The sequence below is a fragment of the Streptomyces sp. McG3 genome (genome assembly GCF_018619185.1).
Classification (GTDB): Bacteria; Actinomycetota; Actinomycetes; order Streptomycetales; family Streptomycetaceae; genus Streptomyces.
The window spans coordinates 1-19,266 of record NZ_JAAXYC010000147.1 but is presented as its reverse complement, the minus strand read 5'-3'; the positions used below and the strand labels follow the sequence as shown (position 1 = coordinate 19,266).

The following is a 19,266-nucleotide window of genomic DNA, read 5'->3' as shown; positions in this document are numbered from 1 at the left end:
GCACGGCCCCCGTTTCGTCCCCCGCCCTCCGCCGGCGGACGATCTGGCGGCGTACGTCTCCCGGGGTGTCGCGGTCTCCGCGTACGCGGCGCGGGCCGTGGTCCTGCTGAAGGCCCCGCTGGCGGAGGCCGCTCGGCGGGTGTCGCCGTCCGCCGGGGTGCTGGAGGCCGTGGACGCGGACACCTGCCGGCTGACCGCGGGCGCGCCGGGCCTCACCGTGCTGGTGATCCACGTGCTGATGATGGGGATCGATTTCGAGGTGATCGAGCCGCCCGAGCTGATCGATGTCCTGCGGGAGGCGAGGGACCGGCTCACGCGCGCGCTCGACGGATCGTGAGACTCCGGGTGTGGTGCCGGGTCCGCCGTTCCGCGCCCGGCGGGCGGTCCGGGAAGCGTTCGGTTAAGGAAAGGCCGGTTTACGGGGGCGGGAATTTCCGGTGTCCCGGCCATTCGGGCGGCACTCCCCGCCGATGGGAAAAGAAGCAGGTCATCCCATGATTCCGGAAGGCCTCCGACACCCCCTCACGCCGGTGATCAGGGTTTCCCGTTAATGCGCGCCGATGCGTCCGGTCGGGCCGTTCGAGTGAATAGGACCGCGTATACACGTGTGGGGATCCTGTGACACAAGCGTGACCGCCACGGCATGTGGGGATGCAGGGGAACGCCCTCCCGGCCCGGCCTTCCGTCACGGTCCGGGGCCGCCTACGGTGAAGGCATGGCATCTCTACCGACCCCTCCAGCCCAGCCGGACGACGCCGCCGAGTCGTACGTCGGTCTCGCCGCCGACGCCGCCGAGCGACAGGCCAGGAGCCGCGGCTGGGACACGGTCCGGGCCGTCCCCCCGGGCGCGTTCCTCACCATGGAGTTCCGTCACGGCCGCATCAACTTCCAGGTCGAGGACGACACGGTGACGCGCTGCTGGGTGGGCTGACCCGCCTGCCGCACCGGGCCCCCGACGGCCGAAGGCCCCGACCGCGGTCGGGGCCTTCGGCGTGTGCGGGTGAGGCTGTGCGCACCTCGTCCCCGCGCTCGCGGGGGAGCAGGGGTCAGCCGCCGGTCATCGGGCGCGCGGTGCTTCCGGTGCCGCGCGCGCCCCGCTCCGTGTGCGGCGGCGGGCGGCGGATGCCCGCCGGGGCGACCGGCATGGAGCCCGGACGCACGGGGTGCCCGCCGTGGGCCCGTGCCCTGGCGGCCGGGGCCGGATGCCCGGCGGGGAGCACCGGCTCGGCCGCGGCGGTTACGGTCTCGGCGGCGAGGCCGTCGGTGGCCATCGACTGCGGGAGCAGCACCGGCTGCGGCCCCGACCCGGTCCCGGACCCGGCCACCGGCGCCGGGCGGGCGCCGTCGCGATGCTCACGCCACCGCTCGCGGATCGCGAAGATCCAGGCCTCGGTCCGGGCGATCAGCGGCTCGAACCAGGGCAGCGCCAGGAGGATGAGCAGCCCGGCCGCCCAGCCCAGCACGACGTCGCTGAGCCAGTGCGTACCGATGTAGACGGTGGTGAGGCCGACGCCCAGCGAGACCGTCGCGGACACCGCCGACAGATAGCGCCTGGCGCGCGGCGTGGTGGCCAGATAGGCGAGGATTCCCCAGGTCACGACGGCGTTCGCGGTGTGCCCGGAGGGAAATATATCGCCGCCGGCGAACATCTCGGCCGAGCCGATCTGTGTCGCGTAGTGCGGGCCGAGCCGCCCGAGCCCCAGCTTGACCGCGCCCACCGTCACATTGAGCAGCAGCAGGGACGTGCCGAGGACCAGCAGCGGCCGGAGCGTGTGCTGACGCCAGGAGCGCCAGCCCAGCCAGCAGGCGACCATCACCGCTGTGGGGCCTCGCTGGCCGAGCACGACGTAGTAGTCCAGGAAGGCGTGCAGTTCGGGCCACTGCTGGTAGGGCCGGAACAGCATGACCTTCCAGTCCAGGGCCACCAGCCAGGACGTGATCAGCACCGCCCAGACGATGGCGAGATAGAACGCCAACGTCCCGCCGAAGAGGGCGATGCGGTGACGGCTCATCCGCGGTGCCACTATCTTCGGCGGTTCCGGCTCCCGGTCCAGCCGGGCAAAGATGTCGGTACGCACCCAATCGACGTTACAGCGAGTGAGTGTGCGAGCAGGCCAATCCGGGCTCTTTGTGATGACGATGTGATGTGGACTTTGTCTCGGAACGGCGTCTTTTCCGGGCGCGGAGAAGAATCTCCGTGATCTTGTGGCCAATTGCCCGCCGGTTCCGTTCGTAAGCGTGTTTGATCTCTCGGAAAAAGAGGCGCACGGGAATCCGCTGCAATTGATCCCGCCATTCGGGGGAGGCGCGTGCCGTAGCGCCGCGCCCCCGGTCACCCGCCGAGGCCCCGTCACGGCGGGCGTCACGGCTCCTCGGGCCGGAGCCCCCCGGCCGGTTCCGGAAGGGTGTACGCCACACTGTGCGGCGGGGCGCGGTATGACGTGGACCACAGGTGACCTCGCCGGACTCGCGTACGCTGACGGCTCACTCGCCCGTCGATGCCGGGCCCGAGGGACGCGCACCCCACGTCACCGTCGGTCCGCCGAGCGCGAGGGACTCATCGGGAGGTACGTAGATGTCCGGGACGACCACGGCCGGGGTCCGGCTGCGCAAGGCCGCCGACGACGCCAACCGCTGGGTCGTCCTCGTGGTCCTCTGCCTCAGTCTCCTGGTCGTCGCGCTCGACGCGACCGTGCTCCACGTCGCCGTTCCGGCCGTCACCGAGGACCTTCGTCCCAGCGGTACGGCCCTCCTGTGGATCGTCGACGCCTACCCCCTCGTCTGCGCCTCGCTGCTCATCCTCTTCGGCACGCTGGGTGACCGGATCGGCAGACGCCGCGTGCTGCTGTTCGGCTACGCGCTGTTCGGCGTCGCCTCCGCGCTCGCCGCGACGGCCGACACTCCGGCCGTGCTGATAGCGGCCCGTGCCCTCCTCGGTGTGGGCGGCGCGATGATCATGCCCGCCACGCTGTCGATCCTGCGCCAGGTCTTCCCCGACCGACGGGAGCGGGCGCTCGCCATCGGCGTGTGGACCGCGGTGGCCGCGGTCGGCGCCGCCACCGGACCGGTCGTCGGCGGCTTCCTGGTCGAGCACTTCTGGTGGGGCTCGGTCTTTCTGATCAACATCCCGCTGATGGCCGTGATCCTGCCGCTGGGCCGCTGGCTGCTGCCCGAGTCGCGCGGCGGCGACGACGGCCCGTGGGACGTCCTGGGCGCGCTGACCGCCGCGGCGGGCGTGCTCGGCGTCGTCCTCGGTGTGAAGCGTCTGGGCGGTGGCGCGGGGCTGCTGGATCCGGTCTCGCTGGGCCCGCCGGCCCTCGGGCTCGCGCTCCTGATCCTCTTCGTACGCCGTCAGAAGCGCCGCAGGCATCCGCTGATCGACGTCTCGATGTTCGCCCGCCCGGCCTTCTCGACCGCCGTCGGCTGCATCGTGCTCGCCATGCTGGCGCTGGTCGGCCTCCAGCTGATCGCCGTCCAGTACCTCCAGCTGGTGCTGGGGCTCAGCCCGCTGGAGACCGGGCTGCGGCTGCTGCCGCTGACCTTCGCGGCGATGGCCGCGGGCGCCACCGGCTCGCTCACCCTGCGCCGCGTCGGGCCGCGCCGGATGGTCGGCTGGGGCTTCGTGCTCACCGCGACCTCGGTGCTGCTGCTCACCTCGATGGGCCAGCACGACCGGCCAGCCCTGCTGACCTGCGCTTTCGTCCTGCTCGGCTTCGGCCTGCAGACCACGCTCTTCGGGGCGTACGAGTCGATGCTCAGCGACGCCCCGCCGGAGCGGGCGGGTGGCGCGGCGGCCATAGGGGAGACCTCGTACCAACTGGGCGCGGGCCTCGGCATCGCCCTGCTCGGCAGTGTCATGAACGCCGCCTACGCCCCCGGCCTCGCCGGTCTGCGTGAGAAGGGCGTTCCCGCCCGTGCCGGGGCGGAGGCCTCCCATTCGCTGGGCGAGGCCTATCACGTGGCCGCGCAGCTGGGCGGCCCGATGGGCGACCTGCTGCGCTCCACGGCCCGGCACGCCTTCATCGGCGGACTCCACGTCACGCTGTTCGTCAGCGCGGGGCTGCTGCTGCTCGGGGCGCTGGCCGCCCTGCGGCTGCCGAAGGCCATGGAGTGTCCGCCGAAGGAGGCGTGCCCCCGGCGCGAGGTGGACGACGCCGCGTCCCCGGCCGGCTCCGCGGCCTCCGCGTCCAAGGCCTCCGCGTACGGGGCGGACGAACCCCGGGTCCCCGGCGCCTCCCGGCCGGCCGGGCCGGACCGCCCGGCCCCGCGCCCGATGGTGCCCGCGCGGCGCGAGCCGGCCGAGGCGACCGGCTCTGGACGAGCGGCACACTGAGCCGTAACGTCAGCACGACGCCCTGACTACCACTGCTAGTTTTCGGAGGGCGGGCGTGTCCCGGTCCCTCCGAGCACCGTGCGAGCCGCCGGAGGCACCCTCATGTCCAGCACCGAGTCACCGAAGCCGTCGAAGCTCCCGCCGTTCGACGCGTCGGATCCCCTCGGCATCGACGACCTGCTCGGCCCCGACGACCTCGCGATCCGCGACACCGTCCGCACCTGGGCCACCGACCGCGTCCTGCCGTACATCGCCGATTGGTACGAGAGGGGCGAGCTGCCCGGAATCAGGGAGCTGGCCCGGGAGCTCGGCGCGCTGGGCGCGCTCGGCATGTCGCTGGACGGGTACGGCTGCGCCGGGGCGAGCGCCGTCCAGTACGGGCTCGCCTGCCTGGAGCTGGAGGCCGCCGACTCCGGGATCCGCTCACTCGTCTCCGTACAGGGATCGCTCGCCATGTACGCGATCCACCGCTTCGGCTCCGAGGAGCAGAAACAGCGGTGGCTGCCCGGCATGGCGTCCGGCGAGATCATCGGCTGCTTCGGCCTGACGGAGCCCGACCACGGCTCCGACCCGGCCGGGATGCGGACGTACGCCAAGCGCGACGGCGAGGACTGGATCCTCACCGGCCGCAAGATGTGGATCACCAACGGCTCGGTCGCCGGGGTCGCCGTCGTCTGGGCGCAGACCGACGAGGGCGAGGACGGCCGGGGCATCCGGGGATTCGTCGTGCCGACCGACGCCCCCGGCTTCTCGGCCCCGGAGATCCACCACAAGTGGTCGCTGCGCGCCTCGGTCACCAGCGAGCTGGTCATGGACGAGGTGCGGCTGCCCGCCGACGCGGTGCTTCCGGACGCGAGCGGGCTGCGCGGTCCGCTCAGCTGTCTGAGCCACGCGCGCTACGGCATCGTCTGGGGCGCCATGGGCGCGGCGCGGGCCAGCTTCGAGTCGGCCCTCGACTACGCGAGGAGCCGGGAACAGTTCGGCCGGCCGATCGGCGGCTTCCAGCTCACCCAGGCCAAGCTGGCGGACATGGCTCTGGAACTGCACAAGGGCATCCTGCTCGCCCACCACCTGGGCCGCCGGATGGACGCGGGTAGGCTCCGGCCGGAGCAGGTCAGTTTCGGCAAGCTCAACAACGTCCGGGAGGCGATCGAGATCTGCCGCACCTCGCGCACGATCCTCGGGGCCAACGGGATCTCGCTGGAGTATCCGGTGATGCGGCACGCCACGAATCTGGAGTCGGTCCTCACCTACGAGGGAACCGTGGAGATGCACCAGCTGGTACTGGGCAAGGCGCTCACCGGTCTCGACGCCTTCCGGTGAACGGGACGCGCCGGTACGCGCGCGCCGGCCGGATGCGTTGACCGGATCTTTCCGGCGAGCGCCCTGCTCAGCTCTGGTTGAAGAAGCCGTCGGCCTTGCGGCCGGCGGCTTCGCCCGCCACCACCTGGGTGTCGGCGGGGGACAGCAGGAAGACCCGGGTGGCCACCCGGTCGATCGAGCCGCGCAGGCCGAAGATCAGCCCGGCGGCGAAGTCCACCACGCGCTTGGCGTCGGCGGGGTCCATGGCCGTGAGGTTGACGATCACCGGGACGCCGTCCCGGAAGAGCTCGCCGATGGCGCGTGCGTCCCGGAAGCTGTCCGGGGTCACCGTCGCGATCCGGCGGTCCTGCTCCTCGGCCGTCTCCGCGGCCACCTGCACCCGCGGGTCGGTGACCCAGGCCTGGTTGCCCGTACCGGTCTCCGCACCCCCGGCGTACTCGTCGTCGTAGTACCGCTCGTCGTTGTCCTCTACGAGGCCCAGCCAGGCACTCGCCTTGCGCACCGATCCCATGGACGCCTCCTCTCACCGCGGTTCCCTGGTGTTCCGCATCTCTTTCGTATCCCTATGGTCGTCCATGATGCGGATACCGCGCCAAGTGGATAGTCGGCTCGCAGGCGATTCGTGACGTTACTGGTGCAGAAGATGTGGCGATTCGTCAGGGTTCCTCCTGCATAAGGGGGCTTGTAGAAGGAAAATATGATGCTCCGGCCGTACGGGTGATCCGGGGGACGTACGGGTGAACGGGTCACTCGATACGATGCACGACGCTCCGGTGCGCGAGCGTCGCGCACCGGCTGAACGGCTCACGGGGGATCGTCGTGTTCGGAATCGTCAGGCCCTGTACCCATCGGCTCTCCGAAGGTCTCAGGGTCGAGTGGATGGCCCATCTCTGCGGTCTGTGCCTGGCTCTGAGGGCGGATCACGGACAGTTCGCCCGTATCGTCACGAACTATGACGGCCTGATCGTCTCCGTCCTGACGGAGGCTCAGACCGGCCGGGCGCCCGGCGGCCGGCGCACCGCCGGCCCCTGCCCGCTGCGGGCCATGCGCACCGCGCCCGTCGCCCAGGGGGAAGGGGCGCGGCTCGCCGCGGCCGTCTCGCTGGTCCTCGCCTCGGCCAAGGTCCGCGATCACGTCGCCGACCGGGACGGGCTGTTGGCCCGCCGCCCGGTCGCCGCCGCCGCGCGCCGGGTGGCCGCCGGGTGGGACCGGGCGGGCGCGCGGACCGGGGCGGCCCTCGGCTTCGACACCGCCCTCCTGGTCGACGCGGTCGACCGGCAGACCGGGATCGAGACGCTCGCCGGGCCCGGCACCCCGCTGCTGACGGTCACCGAACCGACCGAGACCGCCACCGCGGCCGCTTTCGCGCACACCGCCCATCTCGCCGGGAAGCCGTGGAACGCCGCGCCGCTCGCGGAGGCCGGCCGGCTCTTCGGGCGGCTCGCCCATCTCCTGGACGCCGTGGAGGACCAGGAGGCCGACGCCGCGTCGGGCGCCTGGAACCCGCTCACCGCCACCGGCACCCCGCTGTCCGAGGCGCGCCGGCTCTGCGACGACGCGCTGCACGGCGTGCGGCTCGCGCTGCGGGAGGCGGAGTTCACCGACGGCAAGCTCGTCCACGTCCTCCTCGCCCATGAGCTGCGGCGCTCGGTCGACCGGGCGTTCGGTACCTCCTCCTGCTCCCATCAGGGGCAGCGGGGACTTCAGCTGCCCGAGGGCGCCTTCGGGCCGCCGCCGGGAAACCCGTACGGCGCGCCGCCCGGTCAGCCGTACGGTCCGCCGCCCGGAGATCCGTACGGTCCGCCGCCCGGCGGCCCGGGCTCGCCGCCCGGGCCGCGCCCGCCCCGCGACCGTCGCGGGCTGATCGCCGGATGCCTGGTCTGGGCCGGGCTCGCCTGCACCTGCCAGATGTGCTGCGGGAGCTTCGAGGACCCCTGGAGCAGGGAGCAGCGGCACTCGCCGTGCCAGAGCTGCGGCGACTGCTGCGAGGCCTGCAGCTGCTGCGGTGACTGCGGCGAGGGCTGCTGCTGTTGTGGTGACTCCTGCGGCTGCGACTGCTGAACGGGATCCGCCCGCCGGTGCGGCGGGCGGAGCCGGCGTCAGGTCACTTCAGTTCGGGCGGTGAGATCTCCGAGGCCGAGATCGCGGACTCGGTGGTGCCCCACTTCTTCAGGATGCGGTCGTAGGTCCCGTCCTCCTTGAGCCGGTTGACCGCGGCCTGGAAGGCGGGGGCCAGCGGGGTGCCCTTCTTGAACGCGAAGCCCACGTCGAGCCGCTTGAACTCGTTGAGGAAGCGCAGTCCCTCCTGCTGGCTCACCCCGTAGCGCAGCCCGTTGATCGTGGACATCACCACATCGCTGCGGTTCTGCTGGAGCGAGAGCCAGACGGCCGTCTGGTCGGCGTACGTCTTGACCTCGTACGGCTTCTTGCCCGCCTCCGCGCACCGGGGCAGATTCTCCTGGAGCGTCACCTCGAAGGTGGTGCCCGCCCCGGTGGCCACGTTCAGCCCGCACAGCTGGGTGAGGTCGGTGACCTTCTTCAGCTCGCTGTCCTCGCGGACCGCGAAGCCCTGCCCGTCGTTGATGTACGTGACGAAGTCGACCGTCTTGCGGCGTATGTCGGTGACCCCGAAGTTCCCCGTGCCCAGGTCGTACTTTCCGCTGCCGAGCGCCGGCAGGATCGCCTCGAACGACGCCACCTCGCGCTTCAGTTCCAGCCCGAGCACCCGGGCCGCCGCGTCCGCGAAATCGATGTCCGCGCCGGCCAGGGTGGTGCCGTCCTGCTCGTAGAAGGCCCCGGGCGGGGTGCCGATGGCGGCGGCGATCCGCAGCGTGCCCGTCTCCCGCACCCCGGCCGGCAGCAGCTTCGCCGCGGCCTCGTCCTTGTGGACCTGCGAGACCACGTCCGTCGTCGGGGTCTTCGCCCGAGCCGCTTCCTTGTCCGGCCCGCCGTCCGCCGCCTCCGTCGGCTCGGCGCAGCCGGTGAGGGTCAGCGCGGCCACGGTGATCAGGGTGAACAGGGCGGTATGTCGGGATCTGGGCATGGCTGTGCTCTCCGGGTTCGTCGGGATGGGCCGACCGCCCCGGGCCACCTGCGGGCACGGGGGGACGGCGGATGTGTTCAGCGGTGCGAGGGGAGGGCGGAGCGGTGTGGTGAAGGTGAAGTCACGCGAGGAACGGGGCTCGAACGCCGAAGAACAGGGCGTGAGCAGGAAAAGCCGGACAGCGGAGAGTCAGCTCAACAGGAAGAGGACCACACACGACCGAAGTCGATGTGGGAGCGGGTGACCAGCCACTGCTGCGAATGCATGGGGCAAGTTGAACAGGCATCCGAGTGCGCGTCAACCGAGGTGAGATCTACGGCTCACAGTGTGGACAGGCTTGACAACTCCCCGTGCACGCCGCTTATCTCGGACCCATGGACCGGCGCTGAGGGGCCCGGCCCATGTGTGGTTTCCGGTGTGAAGGCACGCCCCGTGTTCGATCTGAGCATCCACGGAGCTCCCGCATGCCCCCGCAGACCGTCTCGCTGCCCCCTCCCTCCTCCCGGCCGCTCGTCAAGGGCGATGCCGACGTGGTGCCGCGCATCGTCCCCGTACGCCGAACAGGCCGCTGGACAGCGGCTGTCGCCGTCCTGTTCCTGCTCGCGCTGGCGCTGAACTCGGTCATCCGCAACGACGCCTTCCAGTGGGACGTCGTGCTCTCCTACTTCGGCACCGTCCCCGTCCTGCGCGGACTCTGGCTCACGCTCTGGCTCACCGCGGTGGTCGTGGTGCTCGGGTTCGTGCTGGGAGCCCTGCTCGCGGTCATGCGCCTCTCGGGCAACCCCGTTCTCCAGGCGGTCAGTTGGGGCTACGTCTGGCTCTTCAGGTCCACGCCGATCCTGGTCCAGCTGCTGTTCTGGTTCAACATCGGCGCGCTGTACCCGCAGATCCTCGGCGTCTCCACGGTCACCCTCCTCGGCCCCGTCACCATCGCCGTCATCGGGCTGACCCTGCACGAGGCCGCGTACGCCGCCGAGGTGGTGCGCGGTGGGATCCTCTCCGTCGCGCGCGGACAGGTGGAGGCCGCCCAGTCCCTCGGGCTCGGCCCCTGGCGGCGGTTCCGGCGCATCGTGCTGCCGCAGGCCATGCGCTCCATCGTGCCGCCGGCCGGGAACATGCTGATCGGCACCCTCAAGGGCACCTCCATCGTCAGCATCATCGCCGTGCAGGACCTGCTCTACTCCGTCCAGCTCGTCTACCACCGCACCTACCAGGTCATCCCGCTGCTGCTCGTCGCCACGCTCTGGTACGCGGCCGTCACCACGCTGCTGAGCATCGGCCAGCGCTATGTGGAGCGGTACTACGCCCGTGGCACGGCGGGTGCGCGATGAGCTCCGTACCCAGCGTCGTGGTGATCGGCGGCGGCCCGCGCGGCACCGGTGTCATCGAACGCATCGCCGCCAACGCCGGTGAGCTGTACGGGAATCAGCGTCTGGACATCCATCTGGTCGACCCCTACCCGGCGGGCGGCGGGCGGATCTGGCGGCCCGACCAGTCGCCGCTGCTGTGGATGAACTCCATGGCCGAGGACGTCACCATGTTCACCGACGAGACGGTGGACCTGGACGGCCCCGTCGTGACGGGACCGGCCCTGGACGCCTGGGCCGAGGACGTCCGCGCGGGCCGCGTCGTCCCTTCGGCGGACCCCGCCGTGGTGGCCGAGATACACGGACTCACCGGCGCGGACTTCCCCTCCCGGCGACTCCAGAGCGCCTATCTGCGCTGGACCTACGACCGCGCCCTGGCCGCCCTGCCGCCCGGCATCACCGTGCACGAGCACCGCACCACCGCCCTCGCCGTCACCGGAGCGCGCGGCGGCCGCCAGCGCGTCCGGCTCCAGGACCGCGCCGAACCCCTGCTCGCCGACCTCGTCGTCCTGACCGTGGGCCACCTCGACGCCGAGGAGGAGCCCGAGCAGGAGCGGCTGAGCGCCTTCGCCCGACGCCACGATCTGGTGCACCTGCCGCCCGACTTCACCGCCGACAGCGACCTCGACGCCCTGCGCCCCGGGGAGCCGGTCATCGTCCGGGGCTTCGGGCTCGCCTTCATCGATCTGATGGTCCTGCTCACCGAGGGACGCGGCGGACGCCACGAGAACGGGGTCTACCTGCCGTCCGGCCGTGAACCCGTGCTGCACGTCGGATCGCGGCGCGGCGTCCCGTACCACGCGAAGATCGGCTACGGCTGGACCGGCGAACGCCCGCCGCTGCCACAGCACTTGGACCAGAGGTGGGCCGACGGGCTGCTGAGCGGGCCCGGCCCGCTCGACTTCCGGCGCGATGTCTGGCCGGCGGTCGCGAAGGAGCTCGGCCACGCCCACTACCACCGGCTGTTCACCGCCCACCCCGAGCGCACCGCCCTCGCCCACGAGGTCTTCGCCGAGAAGTACGCCGCCGCCGACCCGGACAGCCCCGAGCTGGCCGGGCTGATCGCCGAGGCCGTGCCCGACCCCGCCGACCGGCTCGACCTCGACGCGCTGGACCGGCCCCTCGACGGCGTCCGCCACGCCTCGCCCGAGGCCCTTCAGGAAGCCCTGCGCGACTACATCACCGCCGACCTGACCCGCCGTCACGACCCCGCGCACAGCGAGGATCTCGCGGTCTTCCTCGGGCTGCTCACCGCCTATGCCCAGCTCGTCCGGCTCGGCGACATCGGCGGCTGGTGGCACGGCTTCTTCAGCTATCTGGCCTCCGGCCCGCCGGGGCCCCGGCTCCAGCAGCTCCTGGCCCTCTCCCGGGCCGGCGTCGTCCGCTTCCTCGGCGCGGACCTCACCGTGGAGACCGACGAGGAGCACGGCCTCTTCCGGGCCACCGGCGCCACCGTCCCCGGTGCGTCCACCGAGGCCCGGGCCCTGGTCGAGGCCCGTCTCCCCGACCCCTCGCTCCGGCACACCGCGAGCCCCCTGCTGCGTGCGCTGCGCGACGAGGGGGCCGCTGTCACCGACACCGGGCTGCTCTCCGTGGACCCGGCCGACAGCCGGGTGCTGGACCGCGCCGGCTCCCCGCACCCGCGCCGCTTCGCACTGGGCCCCTTCACCACCGCCCGCAACAGCGGGGCGTTCACCCGGCCCCGTACCGGCGGACCCGCCTTCCGGCAGAACGACGCCGCCGCGCGCGCCGCGCTCACCTTCCTGCGCGACCTCTCCTGTCGGGGCCTGCTCGCCTCCTGACCGTCCGCCCCCTTCCCGTACCACCGCCGCCACCGCGCCCAAGGACTCCACTCATGTCGCTGACCAGCGATCCACCCATCGATCCACCCGCCGGGAGCCCCGACGGCCCACCCGCTCCGAAAGCCGCCGATCCCGGCACCGACTACGGAGAGCTGACGGTCGTCCCGGCCCGCCACCCCTGGCGCTGGGTCGCCGTCGCCGTGACCGCCGTCCTGGTCGCCCAGTTCATCAACGGGCTGGTCACCAACCCCGGCTGGGAGTGGGACGTCTTCGCGCAGTTCTTCTCCGCGCCGGTCATCCTCAAGGCGGTCTGGCTCACCCTCCAGCTGACCTTCTACGGCACGGTCCTCGGCTTCGCGCTCGGCATCGTGCTGGCGTTCATGCGGCTGTCGGCCAGCCCGTTCCTGAGGACGGTCGCGTACGGCTACATCTGGGCGTTCCGCTCGATCCCGCTCATCGTGCAACTGCTGTTCTGGTTCAACCTCGCCTACCTCTACAAGGAGTTGCAGTTCGGCATCCCGTTCGGGCCGGGCTTCTTCACCTTCGACACGATGAACCTGGTCGGCGCGGTCAGCGCGGCCGTCCTGGGCCTCGCGCTGCACCAGGCGGCGTACGCGGCGGAGATCGTGCGCGGAGGCGTACTGGCCGTCGGCGGAGGCCAGTTGGAGGCAGCGGCCGCCCTCGGCATCCCGAAGCTCCGGCAGCTGCGACGGATCGTGCTCCCGCAGGCGATGCGCTCCATCCTGCCCAACGCGGCCAACGAGATCATCTCGCTCTTCAAGGGCACCTCGATCGTCTCCGTCATGGCGATCGGCGAGCTCTTCTACCAGGTCCAGGTCGTCTACGGCCGCAGCGGCCGGGTCGTCCCGCTGCTGATGGTCGCCACCGCCTGGTACATCCTCCTGACCACCGCCCTCTCGATCGTCCAGTACTACGTCGAACGTCACTACGCCAAGGGGGCCGTGCGATGAGCGCACCCAGCGATGCCATGGTCGAAATCCGCTCCGTGCACAAGAACTTCGGCTCCCTGGAGGTGCTGCGCGGCATCGACCTCTCGGTGCGGCCCGGCGAGGTCACCGTCATCCTCGGCCCCTCCGGCTCCGGCAAGTCCACCCTGCTGCGCACCATCAACCACCTGGAGAAGGTCGACCAGGGCTGGATCAGCGTGGACGGCACCCTGGTCGGCTACCGCAGGGACGGCAACAAGCTCTACGAACTGCGCGAGCGCGAGGTACTGCGCCAGCGCACCAAGATCGGCTTCGTCTTCCAGAACTTCAACCTCTTCCCGCACCTCACCGTGCTGGAGAACATCATCGAGGCGCCCGTCTCCGCGCTGCGCCGCCCCCGCAAGGAGGCCGTCGAGGCGGCGGAGAAGCTGCTGGAGCGGGTCGGACTCGCCGACAAGTCGGCGGCCTACCCCGGGCAGCTCTCCGGCGGCCAGCAGCAGCGCGTCGCCATCGCCCGCGCCCTGGCGCTGGAGCCCAGGCTCCTGCTCTTCGACGAGCCGACGTCCGCGCTGGACCCGGAGCTCGTCGGAGAGGTCCTCGACGTCATCAAGGACCTGGCGCACGGCGGCACCACGATGATCGTCGTCACCCATGAGATCGGCTTCGCCCGCGAGGTCGCCGACACCGTCGTCTTCATGGACGAGGGCCGCATCGTCGAGCAGGGCCCGCCCGCCGACCTGCTGGACCGCCCCACCCAGGAGCGCACCCGCGCGTTCCTCTCCAAGGTTCTCTGACTCACCCCTCATGCATCACTCATCCGCAAGGAGTACGTACGTGTCCGTCCGCCGCAGCATCACCCTCGCCCTCGCCACGCTCACCGCCGCCGGAGTGCTCACCGCCTGCGGCGACCCCGACGTCTCCACCGACGTGGCGGCGTCCAAGGACAAGAAGGACACCGGGGTCAACACCAGCCCCGACCAGGACCGCCTCAGAGGCAAGAAGGTGGACGCCGTCGCCGCCCTCGTTCCCGAGGCGATCCGCGAGCGCGGCACGCTGAGGATCGGGGCCAGCGCGGACGCCGTGCCGCCGCTCGGCTTCTACGCCACCGACGACAAGACCCGGATCGGCTCCGAGATCGACATCGCCACCCTCGTCGCCGACACCCTCGGCCTGAAGCCGGAGTTCGAGCAGGTCTCCTGGGAGAACCTCTTCGTCGGCCTGGACAGCTCCAAGTTCGACGGTGTCCTCTCCAACGTCACCGTGACCGAGGAGCGCAAGGAGAAGTACGACTTCGCCACCTACCGGCTCGACAACATCGCCTTCGAGGCGAAGAAGGGCTCCGGCTGGAAGGTGAAGGGTCCCGCCGACGTCGCCGGCAAGACGATCTCGGTCTCCTCCGGCACCAACCAGGAGAAGATCCTCGTCGAGTGGAGCGAGGAGAACGTCAAGGCCGGGCGCGAGCCCGTGGAGATCAAGTACTTCCAGAAGGAGAACGACTACTACCTCCCCCTCCAGTCGGGCCGCATCGACGCCCACCTCGGCCCGAGCCCGTCCGCCGCCTACCACGTCGCGACGTCCGGCCAGAGCGAGATCGCCGGACAGATCTCCGGAGCCGGCGGCGGCCTCCAGGGCAAGATCGCCGCCACCACGAAGAAGGGCAGCGGCCTGGTCGAGGCGTACGCCGCCGCGATCGACCACATCGTCGAGGACGGCTCGTACGGCAAGGTCCTGGGGCGCTGGGGGCTCGGCGGCGAGGCCGTGGAGAAGTCGGAGATCAACCCGCCCGGCCTGCCGAAGACGAAGAGCTGACCGAGCTGAACCCGGGGGGTGTCCTGCCGGTCGGGGCCGGTCCGTGACCGGCAGGACACTCCCAGGGCCCGCCGGGTCCGCCACCCCGCCCGCGCGTCCCGTCCGGCGCGCGGCCGGTGAACGGCCCTCGCGGCGCCCCCGACCGACCGTCGACCCGAGAGGTCCCCGCATGCCCGCCCCTGCCCCCCTCCACCTGGCCGCCGAGATCGGCGGCCCGCCGCACTACGACGCCGGGCACTACCTCCGGCTCGCCCGGCTCGCCGAGGACGGCGCGCTCGACTACGTCACCCTCGGCGACTCGTTCGCCCGCCCCGGACTCGACGCGCTCGCCGTCCTCGCCCGCGTCGCGCCCGCCACCGAGCGCATCGGCCTCGTCCCGACCGTCACCACCACCCACACCGAGCCCTTCCACGTCTCCTCGGCCGTCGCCACCCTGGACTGGGTGAGCCGGGGCCGCGCCGGCTGGAGCGCGGACGTCTCGACCACCGAGGCGGAGGCCCGGCTCTTCGGCAGACGCCCCGCGGCACCGCCCGCCGCCCTGTGGCAGGAGGCCGGGGAGGTGGCCGACGTCTCCGGGCGGCTGTGGGACAGCTGGGAGGACGACGCCGAGATCCGGTCCGTCGCCACCGGCCGCTTCATCGACCGGGACAAGCTGCACTACGTCGACTTCGAGGGCGCCACCTTCTCCGTACGCGGCCCCGCCATCGTGCCGCGCCCGCCGCAGGGCCGCCCCGTCACCGTCATCGACGCCACCACCGGCCCGGCGCGCGAGGCCGCCGCCCGGCACGCCGATGTCGTCCACATCCGGGCCACCACCCCCGAGCAGGCGGCCGCCGTCCGCGACGAGGTGCGGGCCAAGGCCGCCGCCCACGGCCGCGACCCGGGGGCGCTGCGGGTCCTGGTCGCGCTGACCGTCGACCTCGGCGACATGGAGACCGCGCCGGAACCCGGTCTGGAGAGCGGACCGCGGCTCGCCGGGCGCGGCACCTACTTCCGGGGCGGCCCGGTCGACCTCGCCGACCTCATCGCCCAGTGGCACCGGGCCGGCGCGGCCGACGGCTTCCACCTCACGCCCATCGCCCCCGAGCGCGACCTCGAAAGGATCGTCAACGGCACCGTGGCCCTCCTCCAGCACCGCAGCCTCTTCCGTACCTTCCACCCCGGCGGCACCCTGCGCGAACACCTGGGACTCGTGCGTCCCGCGAGCCGCTACGCCGCCGCCAGGACCACCGCGAAGGAGGTCTGACCGTGCCCCGTCCGATGCACCTCGCCGCCCATTTCCCCGGCGTCAACAACACCACCGTGTGGGCCGACCCCCGCTCCCGCAGCCAGATCGACTTCTCCTCCTTCGAGCAGTTGGCCCGGACGGCGGAGCGCGGGAAGTTCGACTTCTTCTTCCTCGCCGAAGGGCTGCGGCTGCGTGAGCACAACGGCCGCGTCCACGACCTCGACGTGGTCGGCCGGCCCGAGTCGCTGACCGTGCTGAACGCGCTGGCCGCCGTCACCGACCGGCTCGGCCTCGCCGCCACCGTCAACGCCACCTTCAACGAGCCGTACGAACTCGCGCGCCGGCTCGCCACCCTGGACCACCTCAGCGCGGGACGGGCCGCCTGGAACGTGGTGACCTCCTCCGACGCCTTCACCGGGGAGAACTTCCGCCGGGGCGGCTATCTGGACCGGGCCGACCGGTACACCCGGGCCGCCGAGTTCGTCGCCACCGCCCGCGAGCTGTGGGACTCCTGGACGCCCGACGGCGTGTCACGGCCCTTCGCCCACGAGGGGCCGCAGTTCACGGTCTCCGGCGAGTTCACCGTGCCGCGCTCGCCGCAGGGCCACCCGGTGGTCATCCAGGCCGGGGACTCCGACGAGGGCCGGGAGTTCGCCGCCTCCGCCGCCGACATCATCTTCACCCGGCACGGCACCCTGGAGGCGGGCCGCGCCTTCTACACCGACGTGAAGGCGCGGCTCGCGGCGTACGGCAGGGAGCCCGGCGACCTGAAGATCATGCCGGGCGTCACCGTGGTGACGGGCGACACCGACGCCGAGGCCCAGGAGCGCGCCGCCGGGATCCGCCGGCAGCAGATCTCCCCGCAGAACGCGATCCTCACCGCCGAACAGCTCTGGGGCACGGACCTCTCCGCGTACGACCCCGACGGGCCGCTCCCCGAGATCGACCCCGTCATCGACTCCGGCCTCGTCAAGGGCAGGGTCCTGTACGGGGACCCGTTCGCCGTCGTCGCCCGCTGGCGCGCGATCGCCGAGGCCAAGGGGCTCTCGCTGCGTCAGACGGTCATCGAGACGACCACCCGGCAGTCGTTCATCGGCTCCCCGAGGACGGTCGCGGCGGAGCTGACCGCGTTCGTCGACGAACGGGCCGCCGACGGCTTCATCCTGGTCCCCCATCTCACCCCGAGCGGCCTGGACGACTTCGTCGACCGGGTCGTCCCGCTCCTCCAGGAGAGCGGAGCGTTCCGCTCCGAATACACCGGCTCCACGCTGCGGTCGCACCTCGGCCTCCCGGAGCCGGTATGGAAAGGTTGACCGCATGAGCACGGACGCACAGCAGCAGGAGCAGGGCGGCGGGCCGGACGCCGCACAGGAGTGGCAGCGGTGGCACGAAGGGCGCGTCGTCGCCGTCGCCGCCCCGTACGGCCCTCTCTCCCTGACCGGAACCCACTGGCTCTCCGACTACCCGGAAGGGCGAATTCCGGCCGTCCCGGGGCGGTGGCGCGAGGACGGCGACGAGGTGGTCCTCACGGCCGCCGCCGAGGAGGACGTCGTCGTCGACGGCAAGCCGCTGACCGGCGAGGTCAGGCTGGGCGCCGACCGGGGTGCCATCGACGACTCCCGGGTGGCGCGGGGGGAGCGGCGGCTGGTGGTGCTCCGCCGCGAAGGGCTGTGGGCGGTACGGGACTTCGACCCGGGATCAGCTGCCAGGCACGCCTTCTCGACCATCGAGGCCACCCCGTACGACCCCCGCTGGGCGGTGCCGGGGACCTTCCGTCCCTACGGCGACGACCGGACCGTGCGGGTGGCCAACGCGGACGGCGTCGAGCGCGGTCTCGGGCTCGGCGGCGAGATCGCCTTCACGGTGGACGGCGACGAGCACACGCTCCGGGTCGCGGTCGAACCCGACGGGTCGCTGTGGGCCGTCTTCGCCGACGCGACCAGCGGGAACGGTAGCTACCGCTTCCGATTCCTGCGGCCCGGCGCGCCCGCCGCCGACGGCAGCGTGAGCGTCGACCTCAACCGCGCGCTGCTGCCGCCGTGCGCCTTCGCCGATCACTTCATCTGCCCGTTCCCGCCCCCGGGCAACACGCTCTCCGTGGCGGTCCCGGCGGGGGAGCGGAACCGGATCGACGCCTGACCCGCGAGAGGTCCCTCCGGCCCCGGCAGCCCCACGGCTCCCGGGGCCGGAGACGGGTGTGACCCGCGTGGCCGAAAGGCATTCTTGCGCCCCCTGTCCGAGCGCCTCGATACTCCGGTCAGCGATTGTCAGGGGCACGGCAACTCCGGAATCCGGACAGGCCCCCGACTGCGCCTCACGGGCCCGCCACCCCACAGGAGGGCCCCCGATTCCCCTCGGAGGAACCCGACGTGAGGATCAAGCGCACCAGTATCCGCTCGAACGCGGCGAGACGCGTCCGTACCACGGCCGTTCTCGCGGGGCTCGCCGCCGTCGCGGCGATGGCCATCCCCACCGCGAACGCCGAAACCCCCCGGACGTTCAGTGCCAACCAGCTGACCGCGGCGAGCGACGCCGTGCTCGGCGCCGACATCGCGGGCACCGCCTGGAACATCGACCCGCAGTCCAAGCGCCTCGTCGTCACCGTCGACAGCACGGTCTCGAAGGCGGAGATCAACCAGATCAAGAAGTCGGCGGGCGCCAACGCCGACGCGCTGCGCATCGAGCGCACGCCGGGCAAGTTCACCAAGCTGATCTCCGGCGGCGACGCGATCTACTCCAGCACCGGACGCTGCTCGCTCGGCTTCAACGTGCGCAGCGGCAGCACCTACTACTTCCTGACCGCCGGCCACTGCACGGACGGCGCGACCACCTGGTGGGCGAACTCGGCCCGCACCACCGTGCTCGGCACGACCTCCGGGTCGAGCTTCCCGAACAACGACTACGGCATCGTGCGCTACACCAACACCACCATCCCCAAGGACGGCACGGTCGGCGGCCAGGACATCACCAGCGCCGCCAACGCCACCAACGGCATGGCCGTCACCCGCCGCGGCTCCACCACCGGCACCCACAGCGGTTCGGTCACCGGACTCAACGCCACCGTCAACTACGGGGGCGGCGACGTCGTCTACGGCATGATCCGCACCAACGTGTGCGCCGAGCCCGGCGACTCCGGCGGCCCGCTCTACTCCGGCACCCGGGCGATCGGTCTCACCTCCGGCGGCAGCGGCAACTGCTCCTCCGGCGGAACGACCTTCTTCCAGCCGGTCACCGAGGCGCTGAGCGCGTACGGCGTCAGCGTGTACTGACCGGGCCCACCCCGGCCGGGTACGGAGCAGTCCGTACAAACGTGCCCCCGTCCGGAATTCCGGACGGGGGCTCCCGCTCGCCGGGGAGCTCTTGAGAGGATGTCGCCACGACGGGTCGCCGCTACGGGGCGACGGGGGGCGGGGC

Annotated in this window: 17 protein-coding genes; 14 read left to right on the top strand and 3 right to left on the bottom strand. The window is 72.0% G+C overall.

Going from position 1 to position 19,266, the window contains the following annotated elements; genetic code table 11:
* Nucleotides 1-337: WYL domain-containing protein (locus HET64_RS22655; RefSeq protein WP_215108352.1), on the top strand; the 337-nt coding region annotated here is incomplete at its 5' end.
* Nucleotides 338-715: 378 nt separating this feature from the next.
* Nucleotides 716-931 (top strand): I78 family peptidase inhibitor, encoded by a 216-nt coding sequence (locus HET64_RS22650; RefSeq protein WP_097869981.1) that lies wholly within the window; start codon nt 716-718, stop codon nt 929-931.
* Nucleotides 932-1,046: 115 nt separating this feature from the next.
* Here HET64_RS22650 and HET64_RS22645 read toward each other — a convergent pair whose 3' ends face one another.
* On the bottom strand, nt 1,047-2,078 hold the full coding sequence (locus HET64_RS22645; protein ID WP_215108350.1) for a phosphatase PAP2 family protein: 1,032 nt from the start codon (nt 2,076-2,078) through the stop codon (nt 1,047-1,049).
* 497 nt (nt 2,079-2,575) lie between these two features.
* On the opposite strand from HET64_RS22645, the gene HET64_RS22640 reads away from it, so the two are divergent.
* Nucleotides 2,576-4,333 (top strand): MFS transporter, encoded by a 1,758-nt coding sequence (locus HET64_RS22640; protein WP_215108348.1) that lies wholly within the window; start codon nt 2,576-2,578, stop codon nt 4,331-4,333.
* Between the two features lie 102 nt (nt 4,334-4,435).
* Nucleotides 4,436-5,656 carry an acyl-CoA dehydrogenase family protein gene (locus HET64_RS22635; protein ID WP_215108347.1) on the top strand — a complete coding sequence of 407 codons (1,221 nt, stop codon included), beginning with the start codon at nt 4,436-4,438 and terminating at the stop codon, nt 5,654-5,656.
* A gap of 67 nt (nt 5,657-5,723) precedes the next feature.
* Here HET64_RS22635 and HET64_RS22630 read toward each other — a convergent pair whose 3' ends face one another.
* On the bottom strand, nt 5,724-6,167 hold the full coding sequence (locus HET64_RS22630) for a cell division protein SepF (RefSeq protein ID WP_215108345.1): 444 nt from the start codon (nt 6,165-6,167) through the stop codon (nt 5,724-5,726).
* 308 nt (nt 6,168-6,475) lie between these two features.
* Between HET64_RS22630 and HET64_RS22625 the strand changes: the two genes are divergently transcribed.
* On the top strand, nt 6,476-7,717 hold the full coding sequence (locus HET64_RS22625; protein WP_215108343.1) for a DUF5685 family protein: 1,242 nt from the start codon (nt 6,476-6,478) through the stop codon (nt 7,715-7,717).
* Between the two features lie 43 nt (nt 7,718-7,760).
* Here HET64_RS22625 and HET64_RS22620 read toward each other — a convergent pair whose 3' ends face one another.
* The gene (locus HET64_RS22620; RefSeq protein ID WP_215108341.1) at nt 7,761-8,699 is read right to left on the bottom strand and encodes an ABC transporter substrate-binding protein; all 939 of its coding nucleotides are present in this window, start codon (nt 8,697-8,699) and stop codon (nt 7,761-7,763) included.
* Between the two features lie 464 nt (nt 8,700-9,163).
* Between HET64_RS22620 and HET64_RS22615 the strand changes: the two genes are divergently transcribed.
* The 9 genes from HET64_RS22615 (at nt 9,164) to HET64_RS22575 (ending at nt 19,121) form a co-directional block, all read left to right on the top strand.
* Nucleotides 9,164-10,030 (top strand): amino acid ABC transporter permease, encoded by an 867-nt coding sequence (locus HET64_RS22615; protein WP_215108339.1) that lies wholly within the window; start codon nt 9,164-9,166, stop codon nt 10,028-10,030.
* Nucleotides 10,027-11,868, top strand: coding sequence for an FAD/NAD(P)-binding domain-containing protein (locus HET64_RS22610; protein WP_215108337.1), 1,842 nt, complete (start codon nt 10,027-10,029; stop codon nt 11,866-11,868). Before HET64_RS22615 ends, HET64_RS22610 begins: the two co-directional genes overlap by 4 nt.
* Nucleotides 11,869-11,921: 53 nt before the next feature.
* Entirely contained in the window at nt 11,922-12,839 is a 918-nt protein-coding gene (locus HET64_RS22605) for an amino acid ABC transporter permease (RefSeq protein ID WP_215108335.1), read from the top strand.
* Nucleotides 12,840-12,856: 17 nt separating this feature from the next.
* Nucleotides 12,857-13,609, top strand: coding sequence for an amino acid ABC transporter ATP-binding protein (locus HET64_RS22600; protein WP_215108356.1), 753 nt, complete (start codon nt 12,857-12,859; stop codon nt 13,607-13,609).
* Nucleotides 13,610-13,649: 40 nt separating this feature from the next.
* Entirely contained in the window at nt 13,650-14,624 is a 975-nt protein-coding gene (locus tag HET64_RS22595) for an ABC transporter substrate-binding protein (RefSeq protein ID WP_215108333.1), read from the top strand.
* Between the two features lie 169 nt (nt 14,625-14,793).
* The gene (locus HET64_RS22590) at nt 14,794-15,870 is read left to right on the top strand and encodes an LLM class flavin-dependent oxidoreductase (protein WP_215108331.1); all 1,077 of its coding nucleotides are present in this window, start codon (nt 14,794-14,796) and stop codon (nt 15,868-15,870) included.
* 14 nt (nt 15,871-15,884) lie between these two features.
* Nucleotides 15,885-17,165, top strand: coding sequence for an NtaA/DmoA family FMN-dependent monooxygenase (locus tag HET64_RS22585; protein WP_215108354.1), 1,281 nt, complete (start codon nt 15,885-15,887; stop codon nt 17,163-17,165).
* A 4-nt stretch (nt 17,166-17,169) separates the two neighbouring features.
* On the top strand, nt 17,170-17,991 hold the full coding sequence (locus HET64_RS22580; RefSeq protein ID WP_215108329.1) for a DUF1684 domain-containing protein: 822 nt from the start codon (nt 17,170-17,172) through the stop codon (nt 17,989-17,991).
* A 230-nt stretch (nt 17,992-18,221) separates the two neighbouring features.
* Nucleotides 18,222-19,121, top strand: coding sequence for a S1 family peptidase (locus tag HET64_RS22575; protein ID WP_215108327.1), 900 nt, complete (start codon nt 18,222-18,224; stop codon nt 19,119-19,121).
* The last annotated feature ends 145 nt before the right edge of the window (nt 19,122-19,266 follow it).